Genomic DNA, 17,068 nt, shown 5'->3' with positions numbered 1-17,068 from the left:
GTAACGTGGTCGAGTCAGTCCTGGTCTGACCAGTCGGTTCGAGCATCAGGGAGGCGTCAGTGGTCATGCGCAAGCACCCCACCACGGCAGGCCGGCTTGGACCGCTCGAACGCTCCCAGGCCTGGGAGCGCCTCGCCGCGGAGACGTTCGACCTGGTGATCATCGGCGGCGGCGTGGTCGGCGTCGGCTCCGCGCTGGACGCCGCGACCCGCGGTCTGCGGGTGGCCCTGGTCGAGGCGCGCGACCTGGCCTCGGGCACGTCGAGCCGGTCGTCCAAGCTGTTCCACGGCGGCCTGCGGTACCTGGAGCAGCTGGAGTTCGGGCTCGTGCGCGAGGCGCTGCGGGAACGCGAGCTGATGCTGACCCGCCTGGCGCCGCACCTGGTCAAGCCGGTGCCGTTCCTGTACCCGCTGACGCACCGCGGCTGGGAGCGCCCGTACACCGCGGCCGGCCTGCTCATGTACGACACGATGGGTGGCGCGCGGTCCGTGCCGGGCCAGAAGCACCTGACGAAGGCCGGCGCGCTGCGGCTGGTGCCCGCGTTGAAGCCGACGGCGCTGGTCGGCGGGATCCGGTACTACGACGCGCAGGCCGACGACGCGCGGCACACCATGATGGTCGGGCGGACCGCGGCGCACTACGGTGCGGTCGTGCGGTCGTCCACGCAGGTCGTGGGCTTCCTGCGGGAGGCGGACCGGGTGTCCGGCGTGCGGGTGCGCGACGTGGAGGACGGGCGGGAGACGTCCGTCCGGGCGCACGCGGTGATCAACGCGACCGGGGTGTGGACCGACGAGTTGCAGCGGTTGTCGGGCAGTCGCGGTCGGTTCCGGGTGCGGGCCTCCAAGGGCGTGCACATCGTCGTGCCGCGCGATCGGATCGTGTCCGAGTCGGGGTTGATCCTGCGCACGGAGAAGTCGGTGCTGTTCGTGATCCCGTGGCGGAATCACTGGATCGTGGGAACGACCGACACCGACTGGAACCTCGACCTGGCGCACCCGGCGGCGACGCGGAAGGACATCGACTACATCCTGGAGCACGTCAACGAGGTGCTCGCGACACCGTTGACGCACGAGGACATCGAGGGCGTGTACGCCGGCCTGCGGCCGTTGCTGGCGGGTGAGAGCGAGTCGACGTCGAAGCTGTCCCGGGAGCACGCGGTGGCACGGGTGGCGCCCGGTCTGGTCGCGATCGCCGGTGGCAAGTACACGACCTACCGGGTCATGGGCGCGGACGCGGTGGACGCGGCGTCGGTGGACCTGCCGGGCCGGATCCAGCCGTCGATCACCGACAAGGTCCCGCTGATCGGCGCCGACGGCTACCACGCCCTGGTCAACCAGGCGGACCAGCTGGCGACCCGGTACGGCCTGCACCCCTATCGGGTGAGGCACTTGCTGGACCGCTACGGGTCCCTGGTGCACGAGGTGCTGGAGTCGGCGGACCCGGAGCTGCTCAAGCCCGTGCCCGCCGCCCCGGACTACTTGCAGGTGGAGGTCGTCTACGCCGCGTCGCACGAGGGTGCGCTGCACCTGGAGGACGTGCTGACCCGGCGCACCAGGATCTCGATCGAGTACCCGCACCGAGGTGTCGAGTGCGCCCTGCCGGTGGCCCGCCTGATGGCGACCGTCCACGGCTGGGACGACGCCATGGTCGCGCACGAGGTCGCGGTCTACACCGCGCGCGTGGACGCGGAGCGGGCGTCGCAGGCGGAGCCGGACGACCAGGCGGCGGACGCCGTGCGCTCGTCCGCGCCCGAGGCCAGGCCGGAGATCACCGAACCGGTGAGCTGAGCCGCTGAACTGGGCCGCTGAGGTGATCCGCTGAACTGGGCCGCTGAGGTGGGCCGCTGGGGGTCACGCCGGGTTCGGCAGGTCCACGAGGGCCAGCTTCGCCGGGTCGATCACGGTCCTGATGCCCGTGATCCGGCCGTCCACCACGGTGAACGCCATGACCGACAGGGGGGTGCCGTCCTCGCGCCAGGAGACCATGCCGGGCAGGCCGTTGACGAGGACCGGTCGTCCGTGTGCCGAGGCGGCGGCCAACCGGGCGCGGGTCGCGACCTCGGTGGCGCCGAGGACGACGACCACGCCGTCGGCGGTGTCGACGGTCAGCTCCACGTCGGGGTCGAGCACGCGCAGCAGTCCTTCGAAGTCGCCGTGGCGGGCGGCGTCGAGGAAGGCCCGCACCACTTGCCGCTGCTCCCGACCGGCCGCGGCGGTGCGGTCGCCCGTCCGCACCTTCCTGCGGGCGCGGCTGGCGAGCATCTTGGCCGCGTCGGTGGACTTGCCGAGGATCCGGCCGATCTCGTCGAACGGCACGGCGAACAGGTCGTGCAGCACGAACGCGAGCCGTTCGCCCGGTCCGAGGGAGTCGAGGACGACGAGCAGCGCGAGCCCCACCGAGTCGGCCAGCGCCACGTCGTCCTCGGGCGCGAGGGCGTCGTCCGCCGTCACGAGCAGGTCGGGCAGCCCGTCGTCGTAGGACGCCTCGGGTCGGGCCTGGCGCGAGCGCAGGACGTCGAGGCTCAGCCTGCCGACCACCGTGGTCAGCCAGCCGGCGAGGTTGTGGATGGTGTCCGGGTCCTGGCGGGAGAGCCGGAGCCAGGCTTCCTGCACCACGTCCTCGGCGTCGGCGTGCGATCCGAGGATCCGGTGGGCGATCGCGCGCAGTCGGTCGCGCTGCGCCTCGAACTGCTCGGTCACCGGGGTCGTCGGGCTGGTGTCGGACATGTCGTTACCTTTCTCCGCGCTGCTCCGTCATGGGTGATGACGGGCCCGGGAGGGCACAGGTAACCGGTGAGGAGCAAGACCGATGGAAGCACGCTTGAAGAGCTCGGCCAACCCCGACGTGACCTCGGCGATCCAGCGGCTGTACAAGGTGATGCACTCCAGTGGCGTCGACCCGGTGGTGCTCGAACTGGTCCACCTGCGGGCCAGCCAGATCAACGGCTGCAGCCCGTGCGTGTCCAGCGGGGTGACGGCGGCGAAGAAGCGGGGGGAGAGCGACGAGCGGTTGCACAACGTGGTGACGTGGCGCGAGACGCCGTTCTTCACCGAGCCGGAGCGGGCGGCGCTCGCGCTGGCCGAGGCGGCGACCAGGATCCAGGACGGCGCGCCCGGCGTGACCGACGAGGTCTGGGCGGAGGCCGCCGGGCACTTCGACGAGCAGCAACTGGGCGCGATCGTCCTGGGCGTCGCGCTGACCAACTTCTTCAACCGGATCAACCGTGCGGTGCGGGAGCAGGCCGGCAAGTCCTGGTGATCGGGGCGTCGGGCCCGGCGTCGCGGCGTCCGTCGGGCCGGTCCTGAGCCCGGTCCGACGGACGTCCGGGCGGCCTGCGTACTTGTCCACAGGCCGGCCTCTGCGGCCCGAAATCGTCATGGAACCGGTGAGCTGACCGCGTGCCCGCGGTCAGTCGGCGTGATCAACCAATTCGTTGATCACACCAAATGGCACGTGTACGCACGGGACTTCCTCGGACGCCGACTTGAGGTGCAGTTCCTGGTCGTCGAAGAAGATGTGGGGTTTCAGCACGCGGAGGACCTTGCTCTTGTCGATACCGCCGAGGAAGAACGCATCGTTCACCCGAAGCCCCCAGTCCTTGAGACTCGTGACCGCCCGCTCATGAGACGGCGCATTTCGCGCAGTGACAACGGAAACCCTTACCCGAGGACGATAATCGGCTTTCGACAGACGCTCTTCCTCTTCCCGTCGCTGAATACGGTCGATACCCCTGAGAAAATCAGCCAAGGGGCCACGGGCGAGCAAAATGGCCGAGTTCGATTTCTCATGCTCGTGGAACTTCTCGAGATCACCCTCCTGCATCACCCGCTCCGACGAGTCGTCTGCAAGCACGCCGTCGAAATCAAACGCGATCCGCAGGTCGGTTCCGCCATCATCGACGTAGGCCGAAGGGAGCACCCGACCGGCAGGAAGACGAGGTCATTCAAAGAGAGCAAGCGCTTGATGAACGGGAAAGCCACTCCGGGATCAAGAGAAGCGTCCAGCCTTTGTTCTCAATACTCGCGGTAGGCTTTTACGCCTTGCTCCCGGAGTGCCGCATCAGATTCGACCAAGTCGAACAGGGCAGAACCACTAGACCCAACGGCGAGAGCGGTGCCCGGACGGATCCGGGCACCGCCGAACGGTCAGGCCAGGGACGCCAGCGCGGCGTGCACCATCACCCGCACGCCCACCAGCAACGCCCGCTCGTCCAGGTCGAACCCGGGCTGGTGGAGGTCCTTCTGCTTCCCCACCCCGTCCCACACGCCCAGCCGGGCGAACGACCCGGGCACGTGCTCCAGGTACCAGCCGAAGTCCTCGCCACCGGACGACTGCTCGGTGCCCGCCAGCGCGTCCTCACCCAACGCCGCCTCGACCCCGGCGCGCAGCAGCATCGTGCTCTCGCGGTCGTTCACCACGGGCGGCACGCCGCGGCGGTGGTGCAGGTCGAAGCCGACACCGGTCGGGGCCAGCAGGGCGCCCACCAGCTCCTTGATCAACGGCTCCAGCTCGGCCCAGATGTCGCGATCCCCGGTGCGCAGCGTGCCGCGCAGCACGCCGTCCTGCGGCACGGCGTTCGGCGCCTCGCCCGCGTGCACCGCGCCCCACACCAGCACGGTCCCCGAACGGGGGTCCACCCGACGGGACAGCAGCCCCGGCAGGCCCGTGATGACGGTGCCCAGCGCGTGCACCAGGTCCGCCGTCAGGTGCGGCCGGGACGTGTGGCCGCCCGGCGACGTCAGCCGCAGCTCCAGCATGTCGCTGGCCGACGTGATCGCACCGATCCGCGTCCCGATCCGGCCGACCTCCAGCCGCGGGTCGCAGTGCAGGCCGAAGATGCGCTCCACCCCGTCCAGCCCGCCCGCCGCCAGCACGTCGAGCGCGCCACCGGGCATGACCTCCTCGGCGGGCTGGAACACCAACCTCACCCGTCCGGGCAGCTCGGTGGCCGAGGCCAGCGCCAACGCCGCACCCAGCAGCACCGTGGTGTGCGCGTCGTGACCGCACGCGTGCGTGACGCCGTCCACAGTGGACGAGTACGGCGCGCCGGTGTTCTCCGGCAGCGGCAGGGCGTCGATGTCCGCGCGCAGCGCCACGCACCGCGGCCCGGAGCCGACGTCGCAGACCAGGCCCGTCCCACCAGGCAGGACGCGCGGCTTCAACCCCGCCGAGCGCAGCACGTCGGCGATCAGCTCGGTGGTGGCGTACTCGTGCCGCGACAGCTCCGGGTGCGCGTGGAGGTGCCGGCGCCAGGCGACGACCTCGGAGGCGTTCGCCGCCAGCCAGTCGTCCAGCCACGAGGGTCCGCGACCCTCACCGGGATCATCCACAGGGGCAATGCTGACCCCACGGTCGGTCAACAGCACCTCGGCACCCTCCTCCGGCAGACGCGAGTCCAGGACCGTCATGCCACACCCGCCAACAGTCGAGAGCGCTGCTCACCGTCGGTGGCAGCGGAAATTGTGGTCCAGGCGAGGGCCAGTGCCCCGTCGAGCACTGCTCGGTCGGCAGAGGCCGACGCACAGGCGGTCGCGAACTCGATTTGGTGGTTCACCGCGTCTCCGCAGTCGATGGCGATGGTCGGGTGAATGGCCGGCAGCGCACGGGTGATGTTGCCCATGTCGGTGCTGCCGATCTTCTCCTTGAGCTCCTCCTCGGGGCTCAACGGATGCCTGCCCAGCTCGATCGCGGCACGCCGGTAGGCGTCCGCGAGCCACGGGTCCGGGCTCAGCTCGGCGTACACCGGCGAGACCTTCACGACCTCGTGGGTGCAGCCGGTGGCGATGGCGCCGGCCTCGAAGCAGCGGTTCATCCGCTCCTCCAGCCGGCGCAGCGAGTCGAGGTCGTCGGCGCGCAGGTCGAACATCGCCGACGTGCGCGCGGGCACCACGTTCGGCACGGTGCCGCCGCGGGTGACGATGCCGCTGACCATCTGGCCGGGCTCCAGGTGCTGCCGGGCGAGCCCGATGGCGACCTGGGCGACGGTGATCGCGTCGGCGGCGTTCACACCCAGGTGGGGCGCGGCGGCCGCGTGCGAGGGCTTGCCGGTGTAGTGGACCTCGACGTCGGTGATGGCCAGCGATCGCGCGGCGACGGCTTCGTACGGAGCCGGGTGCACCATCATCGAGAACGCCACATCGTCGAATACCCCGCGTTCGAGCATCAGCACCTTGCCGCCGCCGACCTCTTCGGCCGGGGTGCCGATCACCCGGACGGTGAGGCCCAGCTCGTCGGCCAGGTCACGCAGCGCGAGGGCCGCTCCGGCGGACGCGGCGGCGATGACGTTGTGCCCGCACGCGTGGCCGACCTCGGGCAGCGCGTCGTACTCCGCGCACAGCCCGAGCACCAGCTCACCGGAGCCGAACGACGCGGTGAACGCCGTCTCCAGGTCCGCGACGCCGCGCTCGACCTCGAAGCCCTCGGCGGCGAGCAGGTCGGCGACCTTGGCCGCGCTGCGGTGCTCGGCGAACGCCTGCTCGGGCTCCGCGTGGATGCTGCGGGAGAGGCCTACCAGCGCATTCGAGTACCGCTCGACGGCCGAGCGCGTGCTCATCTTGAAGTCGGTACTCATTTGCGTCCATCCTGCATCACGGCCTGGCGGGCACGACGCACCCCTGGATGATCAACCGGCAACCGGTCGCGCGGATGCGCCAAGCGGTGCACGAGTTTCGGTCAGACCGATCAAGTCTGCGCAGCGTGCTGCCGGAAGGCGACCAAATATCGCCTCGAAGCTCCCACTAGATGGGATTCACCCGGACTTGCGCCCGGCTCGCCACTTCGACCACCGCTTCTTGTTGCGCCAGTACACGAGGGCGAACAGCAGCAGCGCGATACCGCCGAGCCACAACTTCCTACGGGTTTCCGCGCCCGACGTGGACGCGGGCTCCTGCGGGGCGTTGATGTCGGGGCCCGGCTGGACGGTAACGCCGGGCTGGACGGTGCCGCCGGGCGCCAGGCTCTCCGTCGGCTGCACGACCAGGTGCGGCGACGTCGTCACGGCGGAGCCTGTGCCGGACACGGTGAGGACACCGGTCAGCACGAACAGGCACACCGCGAGCACAGATCGCCACATGGTCGCCAAGCCTAGCCACCGCCTTTCCGGGTTACCACTGTCAGTGGTCATCCGACCCGGTAACCGTGCACGTGCGGTGAGCGAGCCGTCACGGACGTTCGCGGAACGCGGCCAGGATCCGCTCGGCGGCCAGCGTGGCGGTCAGCTCGCCCTCGCGCACCTGCCGTTCCACCTCGGGCACGAGCGAGCGCACCGCCGGCGCGGAGCGCAGGCTCGTCAGCAGCTGGTCGTGCACCATGGCCCAGGTCCAGTCGACCTGCTGGCGCCGCCGCCGTTCGGCCAGCTCACCGGCCGCCTCCAGGGTCTCCCGGTGCTTGGTGACCTGCTGCCACACGGTGTCCAGTCCCGAGCCGTCGAGCCCGCTGCACGTCAGCACGGGCGGGTGCCACAGGGCGTCCGGCGGCCGCAGCAGCCGCAGCGCGCCGGCCAGCTCGCGGGCCGCCCTGCGCGCGTCGACCTCGTGCGGGCCGTCGGCCTTGTTGACCGCGATCACGTCGGCCAGCTCCAGCACGCCCTTCTTGATGCCCTGGAGCTGGTCACCGGTGCGGGCCAGGGTCAGGAACAGCGAGCAGTCCGTCATGTTGGCCACGGCCACCTCGGACTGGCCGACGCCGACGGTCTCGACCAGCACCACGTCGTAGCCGGCGGCCTCGACCAGCACGATCGACTCGCGGGTGGCCTTGGCCACGCCGCCGAGCGTGCCGGAGGTCGGTGACGGCCGGATGAACGCCGCCGGGTCGACCGCGAGCCGGGCCATCCGGGTCTTGTCGCCCAGGATGGAACCGCCGGTGCGGGTGGACGACGGGTCGACCGCCAGCACCGCCACCCGGTGCCCCCGCGCGGTGAGCATCGAGCCGAGCGCGTCGATGAACGTCGACTTGCCCACGCCGGGCACGCCGGTGATGCCGACGCGGTGCGCGCCCGCCCCGGAAGGACCGGAGGAGTGCGGCAGCAGCTCGACCAGCAGCTCCTGCGCCGCCGCGCGGTGGTCCGGGCGCGTCGACTCGACCAGCGTGATGGCCCGCGCCACCGTGCTCCGGTCGCCGGCGAGCACGCCCTTGACGTACTGGCCGACGTCGACCGGCCTAGCCATCGTGTCCCGGCACGGCGTCGTGACCCAGCTCCCGGGCGAGCCGGCGCAGCAGGTCGCCCGCCGCGTCGGCGATGACCGTGCCGGGCGGGAAGATCGCCGCCGCGCCGGCCGCGCGCAACGCGTCGAAGTCCTGCGGCGGGATCACGCCGCCGACCACGATCATGATGTCCTCGCGGCCCATCCCGGCCAGCGCCGAGCGCAGCGCGGGCACCAGCGTGAGGTGGCCGGCGGCCAGCGACGACACCCCGACGATGTGCACGTCGGCCTCGACGGCCTGGCGGGCGACCTCGTCCGGGGTCTGGAACAGCGGGCCGACGTCCACGTCGAAGCCGAGGTCGGCGAACGCGGTCGCGATCACCTTCTGGCCGCGGTCGTGCCCGTCCTGGCCCATCTTGGCGACCAGGATGCGCGGACGGCGCCCCTCGGCCTCGGCGAACGCCTCGACGACCTCGCGGGTGGCTTCGACGTTGGACACGGACCCGGCCTCCTCCCGGTAGACGCCGGTGATGGTGCGGATCTGCGCGGAGTGCCGACCCCACACCTTGCCCAGCGCCTCGGAGATCTCCCCCACGGTCGCCTTGGCGCGGGCGGCGTCGATGGCCAGCTCCAGCAGGTTCCCGTCCGAGCCCGCCGCGTTGGTCAGCGCGGTCAACGCGGAGTCCACACGGGACTGGTCGCGTTCCTCGCGCAGCCGGGCGAGCTTGGCCAGCTGCTGCGCCCGCACGCCCGCGTTGTCGACCTTGAGCACGTCGATCTTCTCGTCGAACTCGACCTGGTACTTGTTCACGCCGATCACCGGCTGCCGACCGGAGTCGATGCGGGCCTGGGTGCGCGCCGCGGCCTCCTCGATGCGCAGCTTCGGGATGCCCGCGTCGATGGCCCGCGCCATCCCGCCCGCGGCCTCGACCTCGGTGATGTGCGACCACGCGCGGTGCGCCAGGTCGTGCGTGAGGCGTTCGACGAACGCGCTGCCGCCCCACGGGTCGATCACCCGCGTGGTGCCCGACTCCTGCTGGAGCAGCAGCTGGGTGTTGCGGGCGATGCGCGCGGAGAAGTCGGTGGGCAGCGCCAGGGCCTCGTCCAGCGCGTTGGTGTGCAGCGACTGGGTGTGCCCCTGGGTGGCGGCCATCGCCTCGACGCACGTGCGGGCGACGTTGTTGAACACGTCCTGCGCGGTGAGCGACCAGCCGGACGTCTGGCAGTGCGTGCGCAGGGACAGCGACTTCGGCGACTTCGGGTCGAAGGTCCGCACCAGCTTCGCCCACAGCAGCCGGGCGGCGCGCATCTTGGCGACTTCCATGAAGAAGTTCATGCCGACCGCCCAGAAGAACGACAGCCGCGGCGCGAAGGCGTCGATGTCCAGCCCCGCGTCACGGCCCGCCCGCAGGTACTCCACGCCGTCCGCGAGCGTGTAGGCGAGCTCCAGGTCGGCCGTCGCACCGGCTTCCTGCATGTGGTAGCCGGAGATGGAGATGGAGTTGAACTTCGGCATCCGCCGCGAGCTGAACGCGAAGATGTCCGAGATGATCCGCATCGACGGCTGCGGCGGGTAGATGTAGGTGTTGCGGACCATGAACTCCTTGAGGATGTCGTTCTGGATGGTCCCCGCGAGCTGCTCGGGCGCCACCCCCTGCTCCTCGGCCGCCACCACGTACAGCGCCAGGATCGGCAGCACCGCGCCGTTCATGGTCATCGACACGCTCATCTTGTCCAGCGGGATGCCGTCGAACAGCTGCCGCATGTCGTAGATCGAGTCGATGGCCACGCCCGCCATGCCGACGTCACCGGCCACCCTGGGGTGGTCGGAGTCGTAGCCGCGGTGGGTGGCCAGGTCGAACGCGACCGAGAGGCCCTTCTGGCCGGCCGCGAGGTTGCGGCGGTAGAAGGCGTTGGACTCCTCGGCGGTGGAGAACCCGGCGTACTGCCGGATCGTCCACGGCTGGTTGACGTACATCGTCGGGTACGGGCCGCGCAGGAACGGCGCGATGCCGGGGTAGGTGCCCAGGAAGTCGAGGCCCTCGGTGTCGGCGGCGGTGTAGACGGGCTTGACGCCGATGCCCTCGGGCGTCTCCCACGTCAGCGCGTCCGCGCCCTTGCCGGTCGCCTCCTGGAGCGCCGCGTGCCACCGCGCAGCGGAGTCGGTGGTGGCGGGCTCGGGGGTGGCGGGCGCGCCCAGCTCGACGTCGGCGAAGTTCGGGATCATCGCTGGACTCCAAGCGCCTCGAACGTGTGCTCCAGCACCTCTAGCGCCGGGCAGCCGGTGAACACGTACTCGTCGATCTCCGCGCCGGGGTCGGACGATGCGGACCTCTTGCCCGCCAACAGGATCCTCAGCGCACCGGCCTCGCGCAGCGCCCGGGCCACGGGTGCTGCGAGCTCGGCGTAGCTCGTCTCGCTGCCGCACAGGCACGCGACCCGGGCGCCGCTCTCGCGGAACTTCGCGACCACGTCGTCCACGACCTTGGTGGGACCGGCGTTCGGCGTCTCGATGCCGCCCGCCTGGAACAGGTTCGCCGCGAAGGTGGCCCGGGCGGTGTGCGCGGCGACCGGGCCGAGCGTGGCCAGGAAGACCTTCGGGCGTTCCGGCGCCGCGTCGGCCGCGTCCCGCAGCGCCTCGAAGTCCTGGGCGTAGCGGATGCGCGGCAGGGGCCGGGATCGCGGCCCCGAGGTGGCCGGGCCCTGCTCGGAGTGGGATCGGGGCTCCGAAATTGTCGGACCCTGCTGGGAGAATGAAATCCGGGGATCCCCCGAGGGGGACTCCTGCGCAGCGTGGCCATCGCCGTGGCCGTTGCCGTGGCCGCCGCTGGTGCCGTGGCCGCCGCTGGTGCCGTTGCCATCGCCGGGTTCCGCGGGCGCCGGCGGGCGGATGACGGGTTGCTCGCCGAGGTTCGGGAACTCGCTGACGCCGGTGATCGCGTCGGTTCGGTCGGCCAGGTTCGCCCGGCGCCGCTCCCAGGTGGCCGCGACCCGGTCGGCGACCAGGTCGAACGCCTTCGGCAGCCCGCCGGCGGCCTCGATCTCCCGGAACCAGGCCCAGGCGGCGTGCGCGAGGTCGTCGGTGAGCCGTTCCACGTACCAGGAGCCGCCCGCCGGGTCGATCACGCCGGCCAGCCTCGACTCCTCCAGCAGCAGCGACTGCGTGTTGCGCGCGATGCGCCGGGCGAAGTCGTCCGACAGGCCGATGGCGTGGTCGAACGGCAGCACGGTGACCGCGTCCGCGCCGCCCAGACCGGCGCCGAAGCAGGCCACAGTGGTGCGCAGCATGTTCACCCACGGGTCGCGGCGGGTCATCATCGCGGGCGACGTGACCGCGTGCTGCAACTGCGGGGCCGGCGCGCCGGCGACCTCGGTGACCCGCGCCCACAGCCGCCGGGCGGCCCGGAACTTGGCGATGGTGAGGAACTGGTCGGCGGTCGCCGCGTACCGGAACTCCAGCAGCTCCACGGCCCGGGCGGCGTCCAGCCCGGCCTCGGTCAGGTGCCGCAGGTAGGCCACGCCGGCCGCGAGGGACGCGCCCAGCTCCTGCGCGTCCGAACCGCCTGCCTCGTGCACCGGCAGGCCGTCGACCACGACCAGGCGCAGGCCGGTGAACTCGCGGGTCTTGGCCAGGAGGTCGGTCAACGCGCGCAGGTCGGCGGGCTCACCGGTGCGCGCCTGGACGCCCAACGGGTCCGCGCCGACGTTGCCGCGCACCTCGCTCGGCAGCACCGGCCGCTGGTCCCAGACCCGCAGCATGGCGCGACCGGCTTCGAGGAAGTCCGCGCCCGCGTCCACGACGACCGGCGCGAGGTCCAGGTAGACGTCGGCCAGCACGTCGTCGTAGGTGGCCGGGTCGAGTCCCTTGAGCCAGAGCGACGTGACGCCGTTCTCCAGGTCGGCCATCACCGCGTTCCGGTCCGCGACGCGGTGCAGCTGGCGCACGTCCCAGCCCTCGACCGCGCCCTGCGGCCGGCCGCCGCGGGTGAACGGCGCCAGGCCCGGGAAGCCGGCGTCCGGCGCCTGGTCGGCCGCGGTGTAGAGCGGCTGGACGTCGATGCCGTCGTAGGTGGTGGTGATCAGCGACCCGAAGTCCGCACCCGACTTGCGCAGCACGCCCTGGACGAGGTCCAGCCACTGCTCGCGGTCAGGGGTGGGGAACTCGGCGGCCAGTGCCAACTCGCCTGACGGCTCCATCATGCTCCGCAGTGTTACTCACCGGTATTGCGACGGCTACGCGGCGGCTGTGTGAGGTTCACCGCCGTGAACGATGCAGAGGCCAGTCTTCCACGCTGGTGAATGATGGCGCAGTGGACACCGAGCGACTGATCGCCGGCCGCTACCGCCTCCGGCACGTGCTGGGGCGTGGGTCGATGGGCACCGTCTGGGCCGCGCACGACGAGGTGCTGCGGCGTGACGTCGCGGTGAAGGAGATCCTGCGCCCGGCGGGTACCCCGGACGGCGAGGCCGAGGTGCTCCGGGAGCGCACGCTGCGCGAAGCGCGTTCGGCGGCGGCGCTGGCGCACCCGAACCTGGTCACGGTGTACGACGTGGTGCAGGTCGACGGCGACCCGTACGTGGTGATGGAGCTGGTGCCGTCGTCGTCGCTGGCGGAGGTGGTGCGGCAGCGCGGGCCGTTGACCGACGTGCAGGGCGCGGTGGTGGCGGACGCCGTGGCCGCCGCGCTGGACGCCGCGCACCGGGCCGGGATCACGCACCGGGACGTGAAGCCGGGCAACGTGCTGGTCGCCGACGACGGGCGGGTGAAGCTCACCGACTTCGGCATCGCGCGCAACGTGGCCGAGGCCACGCTCACCAGCCGCGGGATCACGCTGGGCACGCCCGCGTTCATCGCGCCCGAGGTGGCGGTGGGCGGGGCGGTGTCGTTCGCGGCGGACCAGTGGTCGTTGGGGGCGACGTTGTTCGCGGCGATGACCGGGCACCAGCCGTACGAGGGCGCGAACGTGCTCCAGACGATCAACCAGGTGGTGCACGGCGACGTGCCGTCGGCCGCGGTCTGCGGCGCGCTGGCGCCGGTGGTCGCCGGGCTGATGGTGAAGCCGCCGGACGAGCGGATCACGCCGGCCGAGGTGCGCCGGTTGGTCCGGCCGCTGCTGCCCGAGCCGGGCACCGACGTGTTCCCCGCGTCGTCGGCGACCCGCCCGGTGGTGGAGGTGGTGCGGCCGCCGCTGGTCAAGCCGGCGATCGCGCCGGACACGCCGTTGGCGGACGACCCGGGTCCGCTGCCGTTCGCCGTGGCGGACGCGCCGACGCGTCAGCTGACCCGGCGGCCGGGGCCGGCGGTGCTGGTGGCGTTGTCGGCGGCGGTGCTGTTCGCGATCGGCAGCGTGTCCGGCTTCGCGTTGACCAGGACCGTCGCGGGCGCGTCGTTGTCGCCGCCGCCGATCCTGGACACGCCGTCGTTGCCCGCGATCACCGGGACGCCGTCGCTGCTGCCGACCACCGCGTCGGCCGCGTCGGCGAAGGGCGAGCAGGGGGCGGAGTTCACCATCGAGGTCGGGCCGGACTGGACGAGCTTCCTGGAGCAGCGGGCCAACAACGGGCTCGGTCCGAGCACGGTCGTCCACCTGGTCGCGCCGAACGGGTGGTACGAGGTGACGGTGCAGCGGTTCCCGGGCTACTACGAGCGGAACACGATCGAGGACTACGTGCGGCTCGTGCGGTCGCGGTGGGCGGAGGGCCAGTACTTCGGCGAGGCGTTCGAGTCGACCGACGTGCTGCCGCCGGGCGGGCCGGAGGCGGGTCGCCAGTACAGCTACCGGACCGTCGAGCGGGCCACCTCCCTGGCCCGGGGCACCGTGCCACCAGGCCCTGACCTGCGCCGCAGCCGGTACTCCCGCGTCCTGCCCCGGGGCAACGACCTGTGGGTGGTCGAGGTCGTCGTGCCGACGGAGCAGGAGGAGACGGGGCGGAGCCGTTTGTTCGACACCATCGCGCCGACGTTCAGGGTGACCGATTAGCGAGTCGTCCGCACCGCACAGGGGTGACCGCGGCACTGCGGGCAACGGCCGAGTACGGCTATTAGGCTCGCGGCCGTGACCGCCATCAGTGAGAACACCACCCTCGAGGCCCTGGCGACCGACGCGGCGAAGGCGTTGGCCGAGCGGACCGGGGTGGGCAAGCACGACATCGCCGTGGTCCTCGGTTCGGGTTGGCGCCCGGCCGCGGACCTGATCGGTGAGCCGACCGCCGAGCTGCCCATGGGCGAGCTGCCCGGGTTCGAGGCACCCACCGCCGTCGGCCACGGCGGCACGGTGCGGTCGGTGGCCGTCGGCGACAAGAACGTGCTGGTGATGCTCGGTCGCACGCACGGGTACGAGGGCAAGGGCGTGGCCAAGGTCGTGCACGGTGTGCGCACGGCGGCGGCGGCCGGTGTCCGCACGGTCGTGCTGACCAACGCGGCCGGCGGCCTGCGCCAGGGCATGTCGGTCGGCCAACCGGTGCTGATCAGCGACCACCTGAACCTCACCGCGTCGTCACCGCTGGTCGGCGCCCGGTTCGTGGACCTCACCGACCTGTACTCGCCGCGGCTGCGCGACCTCGCCCGGGAGATCGACCCGTCGCTGGAGGAAGGCGTCTACGCGGGCCTGCCGGGGCCGCACTTCGAGACGCCCGCCGAGATCCGGATGCTCGGCGCGATCGGCGCGGACCTGGTCGGCATGTCCACCGTGCTGGAGGCCATCGCGGCACGCGCGGAGGGCGTGGAGGTGTTCGGCCTGTCGCTGGTGACGAACCTGGCCGCAGGCATCACGGGCGAGCCGCTCAACCACGAAGAGGTGCTGGAGGCGGGCCAGGCCGCGGCGAGCCGGATGGGCGCCTTGCTGCGCGAGCTGGTGACGCGGGCATGACCCTCACCCCGGCCCTGCGCGACGCCGCGTTCCGCTGGATCGCCGACGACCCCGACCCGGCGGCGCGCCTGGAGCTGCAGACCGTCCTCGCCCGGGCGATGGGCGGTGACGCCGCCGCGGTCGAGGAGCTGGCGGACCGGATGGCCGGTCCGCTGACCTTCGGCACGGCGGGGCTGCGCGGTCCCGTGCGGGCCGGGCCGAACGGGATGAACCGGGCCGTGGTCATCCGCACCACGGCCGGGCTGGCCGCGTGGCTCAAGGCGCACGGGCACGTCGGCACGGTTTTCGTCGGCCGGGACGCGCGGCACGGGTCGGAGGACTTCGCGGCGGCGGCGGCCGGTGTGCTGGCGGGCGCGGGCTTCACGGTGCGGGTGCTGCCGGGGCCGTTGCCGACGCCGGTGCTGGCGTTCCTGGTCAAGCGGCACGACGCGGTGGCGGGCGTGCAGATCACCGCCTCGCACAACCCGCCCGCCGACAACGGCTACAAGCTGTACCTGGCGGGTGGCGGGCAGATCGTGCCGCCCGCGGACCGCGAGATCGAGGCGGCGATCCGGGGCGTGCCCGCGGCGGTGTCGGTGCCGCTGTCGGAGGACTACCTGCCGGTGTCGGACGCCGAGGTGGACGAGTACCTGGAACGGGTGGCGTCGCTGCCCCGCGGTGTCCATCGCGACCTGCGCGTGGTGTTGACGCCGATGCACGGCGTCGGCGGCGCGACGGTGGTGGAGGCGTTGCGGCGGGCCGGGTTCACCGATGTGCGGGTGGTGCGGGAGCAGGCCGTGCCGGACCCGGCGTTCCCGACCGTGGCGTTCCCGAACCCGGAGGAGCCGGGGGCCGCGGATAGGTTGCTGGCGCTGGCGGAGGCCGACTCGGCCGACCTCGCCATCGCCCTCGACCCGGACGCGGACCGGTGCGCGCTGGGGGTCCGGGAGCGGGACGGGTCGTGGCGGATGCTGCGCGGTGACGAGACGGGCGTGCTCCTCGGGTCGCTCGTGCTGTCCACCACGGACAGTGCGGATCCCCTGGTGGCCACCACGATCGTGTCGTCGTCGTTGCTCAAGTCGATCGCGGCGGCGCACGGCGCGCGTTACGCGGAGACGTTGACCGGGTTCAAGTGGTTGGTGCGCGCGGGCGAAGGGCTGGTGTTCGCGTACGAGGAGGCGTTGGGCAACTGCGTCGACCCGGCGCACGTCAACGACAAGGACGGCATTTCGGCGGCCGTGGTGGCGTGCGACCTGGCGGCCGGGTTGAAGGCGTCCGGCCGCACCCTGCTGGACGCGCTGGACCAGCTCGCCGTCGACCACGGCGTGCACCTGACCGACCAGGTGTCGCTGCGGTTCACCGACCTGAGCCGGATCGGGGCGTTGATGGCCCGGTTGCGCGCCGAGCCACCCGCGGGTTTCGCGTTCGAGGACCTCCTGCCCGAGGCCGACGTGGTGCGGCTCACGGAGGACGGCGTGCGGGTGGTCGTGCGGCCGTCCGGTACCGAGCCGAAGCTCAAGGCGTACCTCGAAGTGGTGGAACCCGTGTCGGACGACCTGCCGGCCGGCCGTGAGCGCGCCCGGACCCGGTTGGCCGAGCTGCGCGCTCAGGTGTCGGACCTGCTCACGACGCCATAGCGATCAGCAGGCACAGCACGGCGACGACGAGTGAACCGCCGGCCACCAGGTACGGGCGCCTGGTCGGCGGGCTCACCGGGCGCGGCCGGTGCTGCGTGGCGGCGGCCACCGAGATGCGGCCGGAGATGTAGCTGGTCGTGCACAGGGCGACGCCGGTCGCCAGGATCATCGCGTTGACGTCCCACGGGCTGTGGTCGACACCCGGCCACAGGGCGATGAAGACCAGCGGCAGGCCGATCAGCCCGACCCCGATGCCGACACCCGCACCCCAGGTGATCCGCCGGTTGCGCTTCATCGTGGCGATGCTGCGAGTTTCCATGACTCCCTCCCGGTAACTACACATCTCAAGACGTTCGACGGCCCCGCCGGTTCCCGCGGGTCGAGACCGTCACCGGGTGGCTCCAGGCTACCGAGCGGTTGCACCGGCGTGCCGATCGCGGCA

Annotated in this window: 13 protein-coding genes and 1 pseudogene; 5 read left to right on the top strand and 9 right to left on the bottom strand. The window is 72.0% G+C overall.

The genetic code is table 11. The features are described 5' to 3' along the window. Window positions 1-65 precede the first annotated feature (65 nt). Window positions 66-1,787: a glycerol-3-phosphate dehydrogenase/oxidase gene (locus AB0K14_RS17920; RefSeq protein WP_360458432.1), complete on the top strand. Its 1,722-nt coding sequence runs from the start codon at window positions 66-68 to the stop codon at window positions 1,785-1,787. A gap of 63 nt (window positions 1,788-1,850) precedes the next feature. Here the strand turns inward: AB0K14_RS17920 and AB0K14_RS17915 are convergent, their stop codons facing one another. Then, the gene (locus tag AB0K14_RS17915) at window positions 1,851-2,726 is read right to left on the bottom strand and encodes a sigma-70 family RNA polymerase sigma factor (RefSeq protein WP_360458430.1); all 876 of its coding nucleotides are present in this window, start codon (window positions 2,724-2,726) and stop codon (window positions 1,851-1,853) included. A gap of 82 nt (window positions 2,727-2,808) precedes the next feature. On the opposite strand from AB0K14_RS17915, the gene AB0K14_RS17910 reads away from it, so the two are divergent. After that, a complete protein-coding gene (locus AB0K14_RS17910; RefSeq protein ID WP_360458427.1) occupies window positions 2,809-3,258 on the top strand; it encodes a carboxymuconolactone decarboxylase family protein in 450 nt (149 codons plus the stop codon). 150 nt (window positions 3,259-3,408) lie between these two features. Here the strand turns inward: AB0K14_RS17910 and AB0K14_RS17905 are convergent. The 7 genes and pseudogenes from AB0K14_RS17905 to AB0K14_RS17875 all read right to left on the bottom strand — a co-directional run. Then, window positions 3,409-3,921 (bottom strand): annotated as a pseudogene (locus AB0K14_RS17905) (5'-nucleotidase); the annotation flags it as partial. 224 nt (window positions 3,922-4,145) lie between these two features. Continuing rightward, the gene (locus tag AB0K14_RS17900) at window positions 4,146-5,408 is read right to left on the bottom strand and encodes a M20 family metallopeptidase (protein WP_360458424.1); all 1,263 of its coding nucleotides are present in this window, start codon (window positions 5,406-5,408) and stop codon (window positions 4,146-4,148) included. Beyond that, entirely contained in the window at window positions 5,405-6,571 is a 1,167-nt protein-coding gene (locus AB0K14_RS17895) for a M20 family metallopeptidase (RefSeq protein WP_360458421.1), read from the bottom strand. The genes AB0K14_RS17900 and AB0K14_RS17895 overlap by 4 nt, the downstream gene beginning before the upstream one ends. Window positions 6,572-6,748: 177 nt before the next feature. Then, window positions 6,749-7,072 (bottom strand): hypothetical protein, encoded by a 324-nt coding sequence (locus AB0K14_RS17890; RefSeq protein ID WP_360458418.1) that lies wholly within the window; start codon window positions 7,070-7,072, stop codon window positions 6,749-6,751. An 88-nt stretch (window positions 7,073-7,160) separates the two neighbouring features. Further along, entirely contained in the window at window positions 7,161-8,165 is a 1,005-nt protein-coding gene (gene meaB / locus AB0K14_RS17885; protein ID WP_360458415.1) for a methylmalonyl Co-A mutase-associated GTPase MeaB, read from the bottom strand. Beyond that, on the bottom strand, window positions 8,158-10,368 hold the full coding sequence (scpA, locus tag AB0K14_RS17880; protein WP_360458412.1) for a methylmalonyl-CoA mutase: 2,211 nt from the start codon (window positions 10,366-10,368) through the stop codon (window positions 8,158-8,160). The genes meaB and scpA overlap by 8 nt, the downstream gene beginning before the upstream one ends. Then, a complete protein-coding gene (locus AB0K14_RS17875; RefSeq protein WP_360458598.1) occupies window positions 10,365-12,338 on the bottom strand; it encodes a methylmalonyl-CoA mutase family protein in 1,974 nt (657 codons plus the stop codon). The genes scpA and AB0K14_RS17875 overlap by 4 nt, the downstream gene beginning before the upstream one ends. Window positions 12,339-12,451: 113 nt before the next feature. On the opposite strand from AB0K14_RS17875, the gene AB0K14_RS17870 reads away from it, so the two are divergent. The 3 genes from AB0K14_RS17870 (at window position 12,452) to AB0K14_RS17860 (ending at window position 16,626) form a co-directional block, all read left to right on the top strand. Continuing rightward, window positions 12,452-14,122 carry a protein kinase gene (locus tag AB0K14_RS17870; RefSeq protein WP_360458409.1) on the top strand — a complete coding sequence of 557 codons (1,671 nt, stop codon included), beginning with the start codon at window positions 12,452-12,454 and terminating at the stop codon, window positions 14,120-14,122. 75 nt (window positions 14,123-14,197) lie between these two features. Continuing rightward, window positions 14,198-15,010 carry a purine-nucleoside phosphorylase gene (locus tag AB0K14_RS17865; protein ID WP_360458406.1) on the top strand — a complete coding sequence of 271 codons (813 nt, stop codon included), beginning with the start codon at window positions 14,198-14,200 and terminating at the stop codon, window positions 15,008-15,010. Beyond that, on the top strand, window positions 15,007-16,626 hold the full coding sequence (locus tag AB0K14_RS17860) for a phospho-sugar mutase (RefSeq protein WP_360458403.1): 1,620 nt from the start codon (window positions 15,007-15,009) through the stop codon (window positions 16,624-16,626). Before AB0K14_RS17865 ends, AB0K14_RS17860 begins: the two co-directional genes overlap by 4 nt. Here the strand turns inward: AB0K14_RS17860 and AB0K14_RS17855 are convergent. Continuing rightward, window positions 16,613-16,945: a hypothetical protein gene (locus tag AB0K14_RS17855; RefSeq protein WP_360458400.1), complete on the bottom strand. Its 333-nt coding sequence runs from the start codon at window positions 16,943-16,945 to the stop codon at window positions 16,613-16,615. The genes AB0K14_RS17860 and AB0K14_RS17855 overlap by 14 nt on opposite strands. Between the last annotated feature and the right edge of the window lie 123 nt (window positions 16,946-17,068).

The sequence above is a fragment of the Actinosynnema sp. NPDC050801 genome (genome assembly GCF_040673975.1).
Classification (GTDB): Bacteria; Actinomycetota; Actinomycetes; order Mycobacteriales; family Pseudonocardiaceae; genus Actinosynnema.
This window is presented reverse-complemented; position numbering and strand designations above follow the sequence as displayed.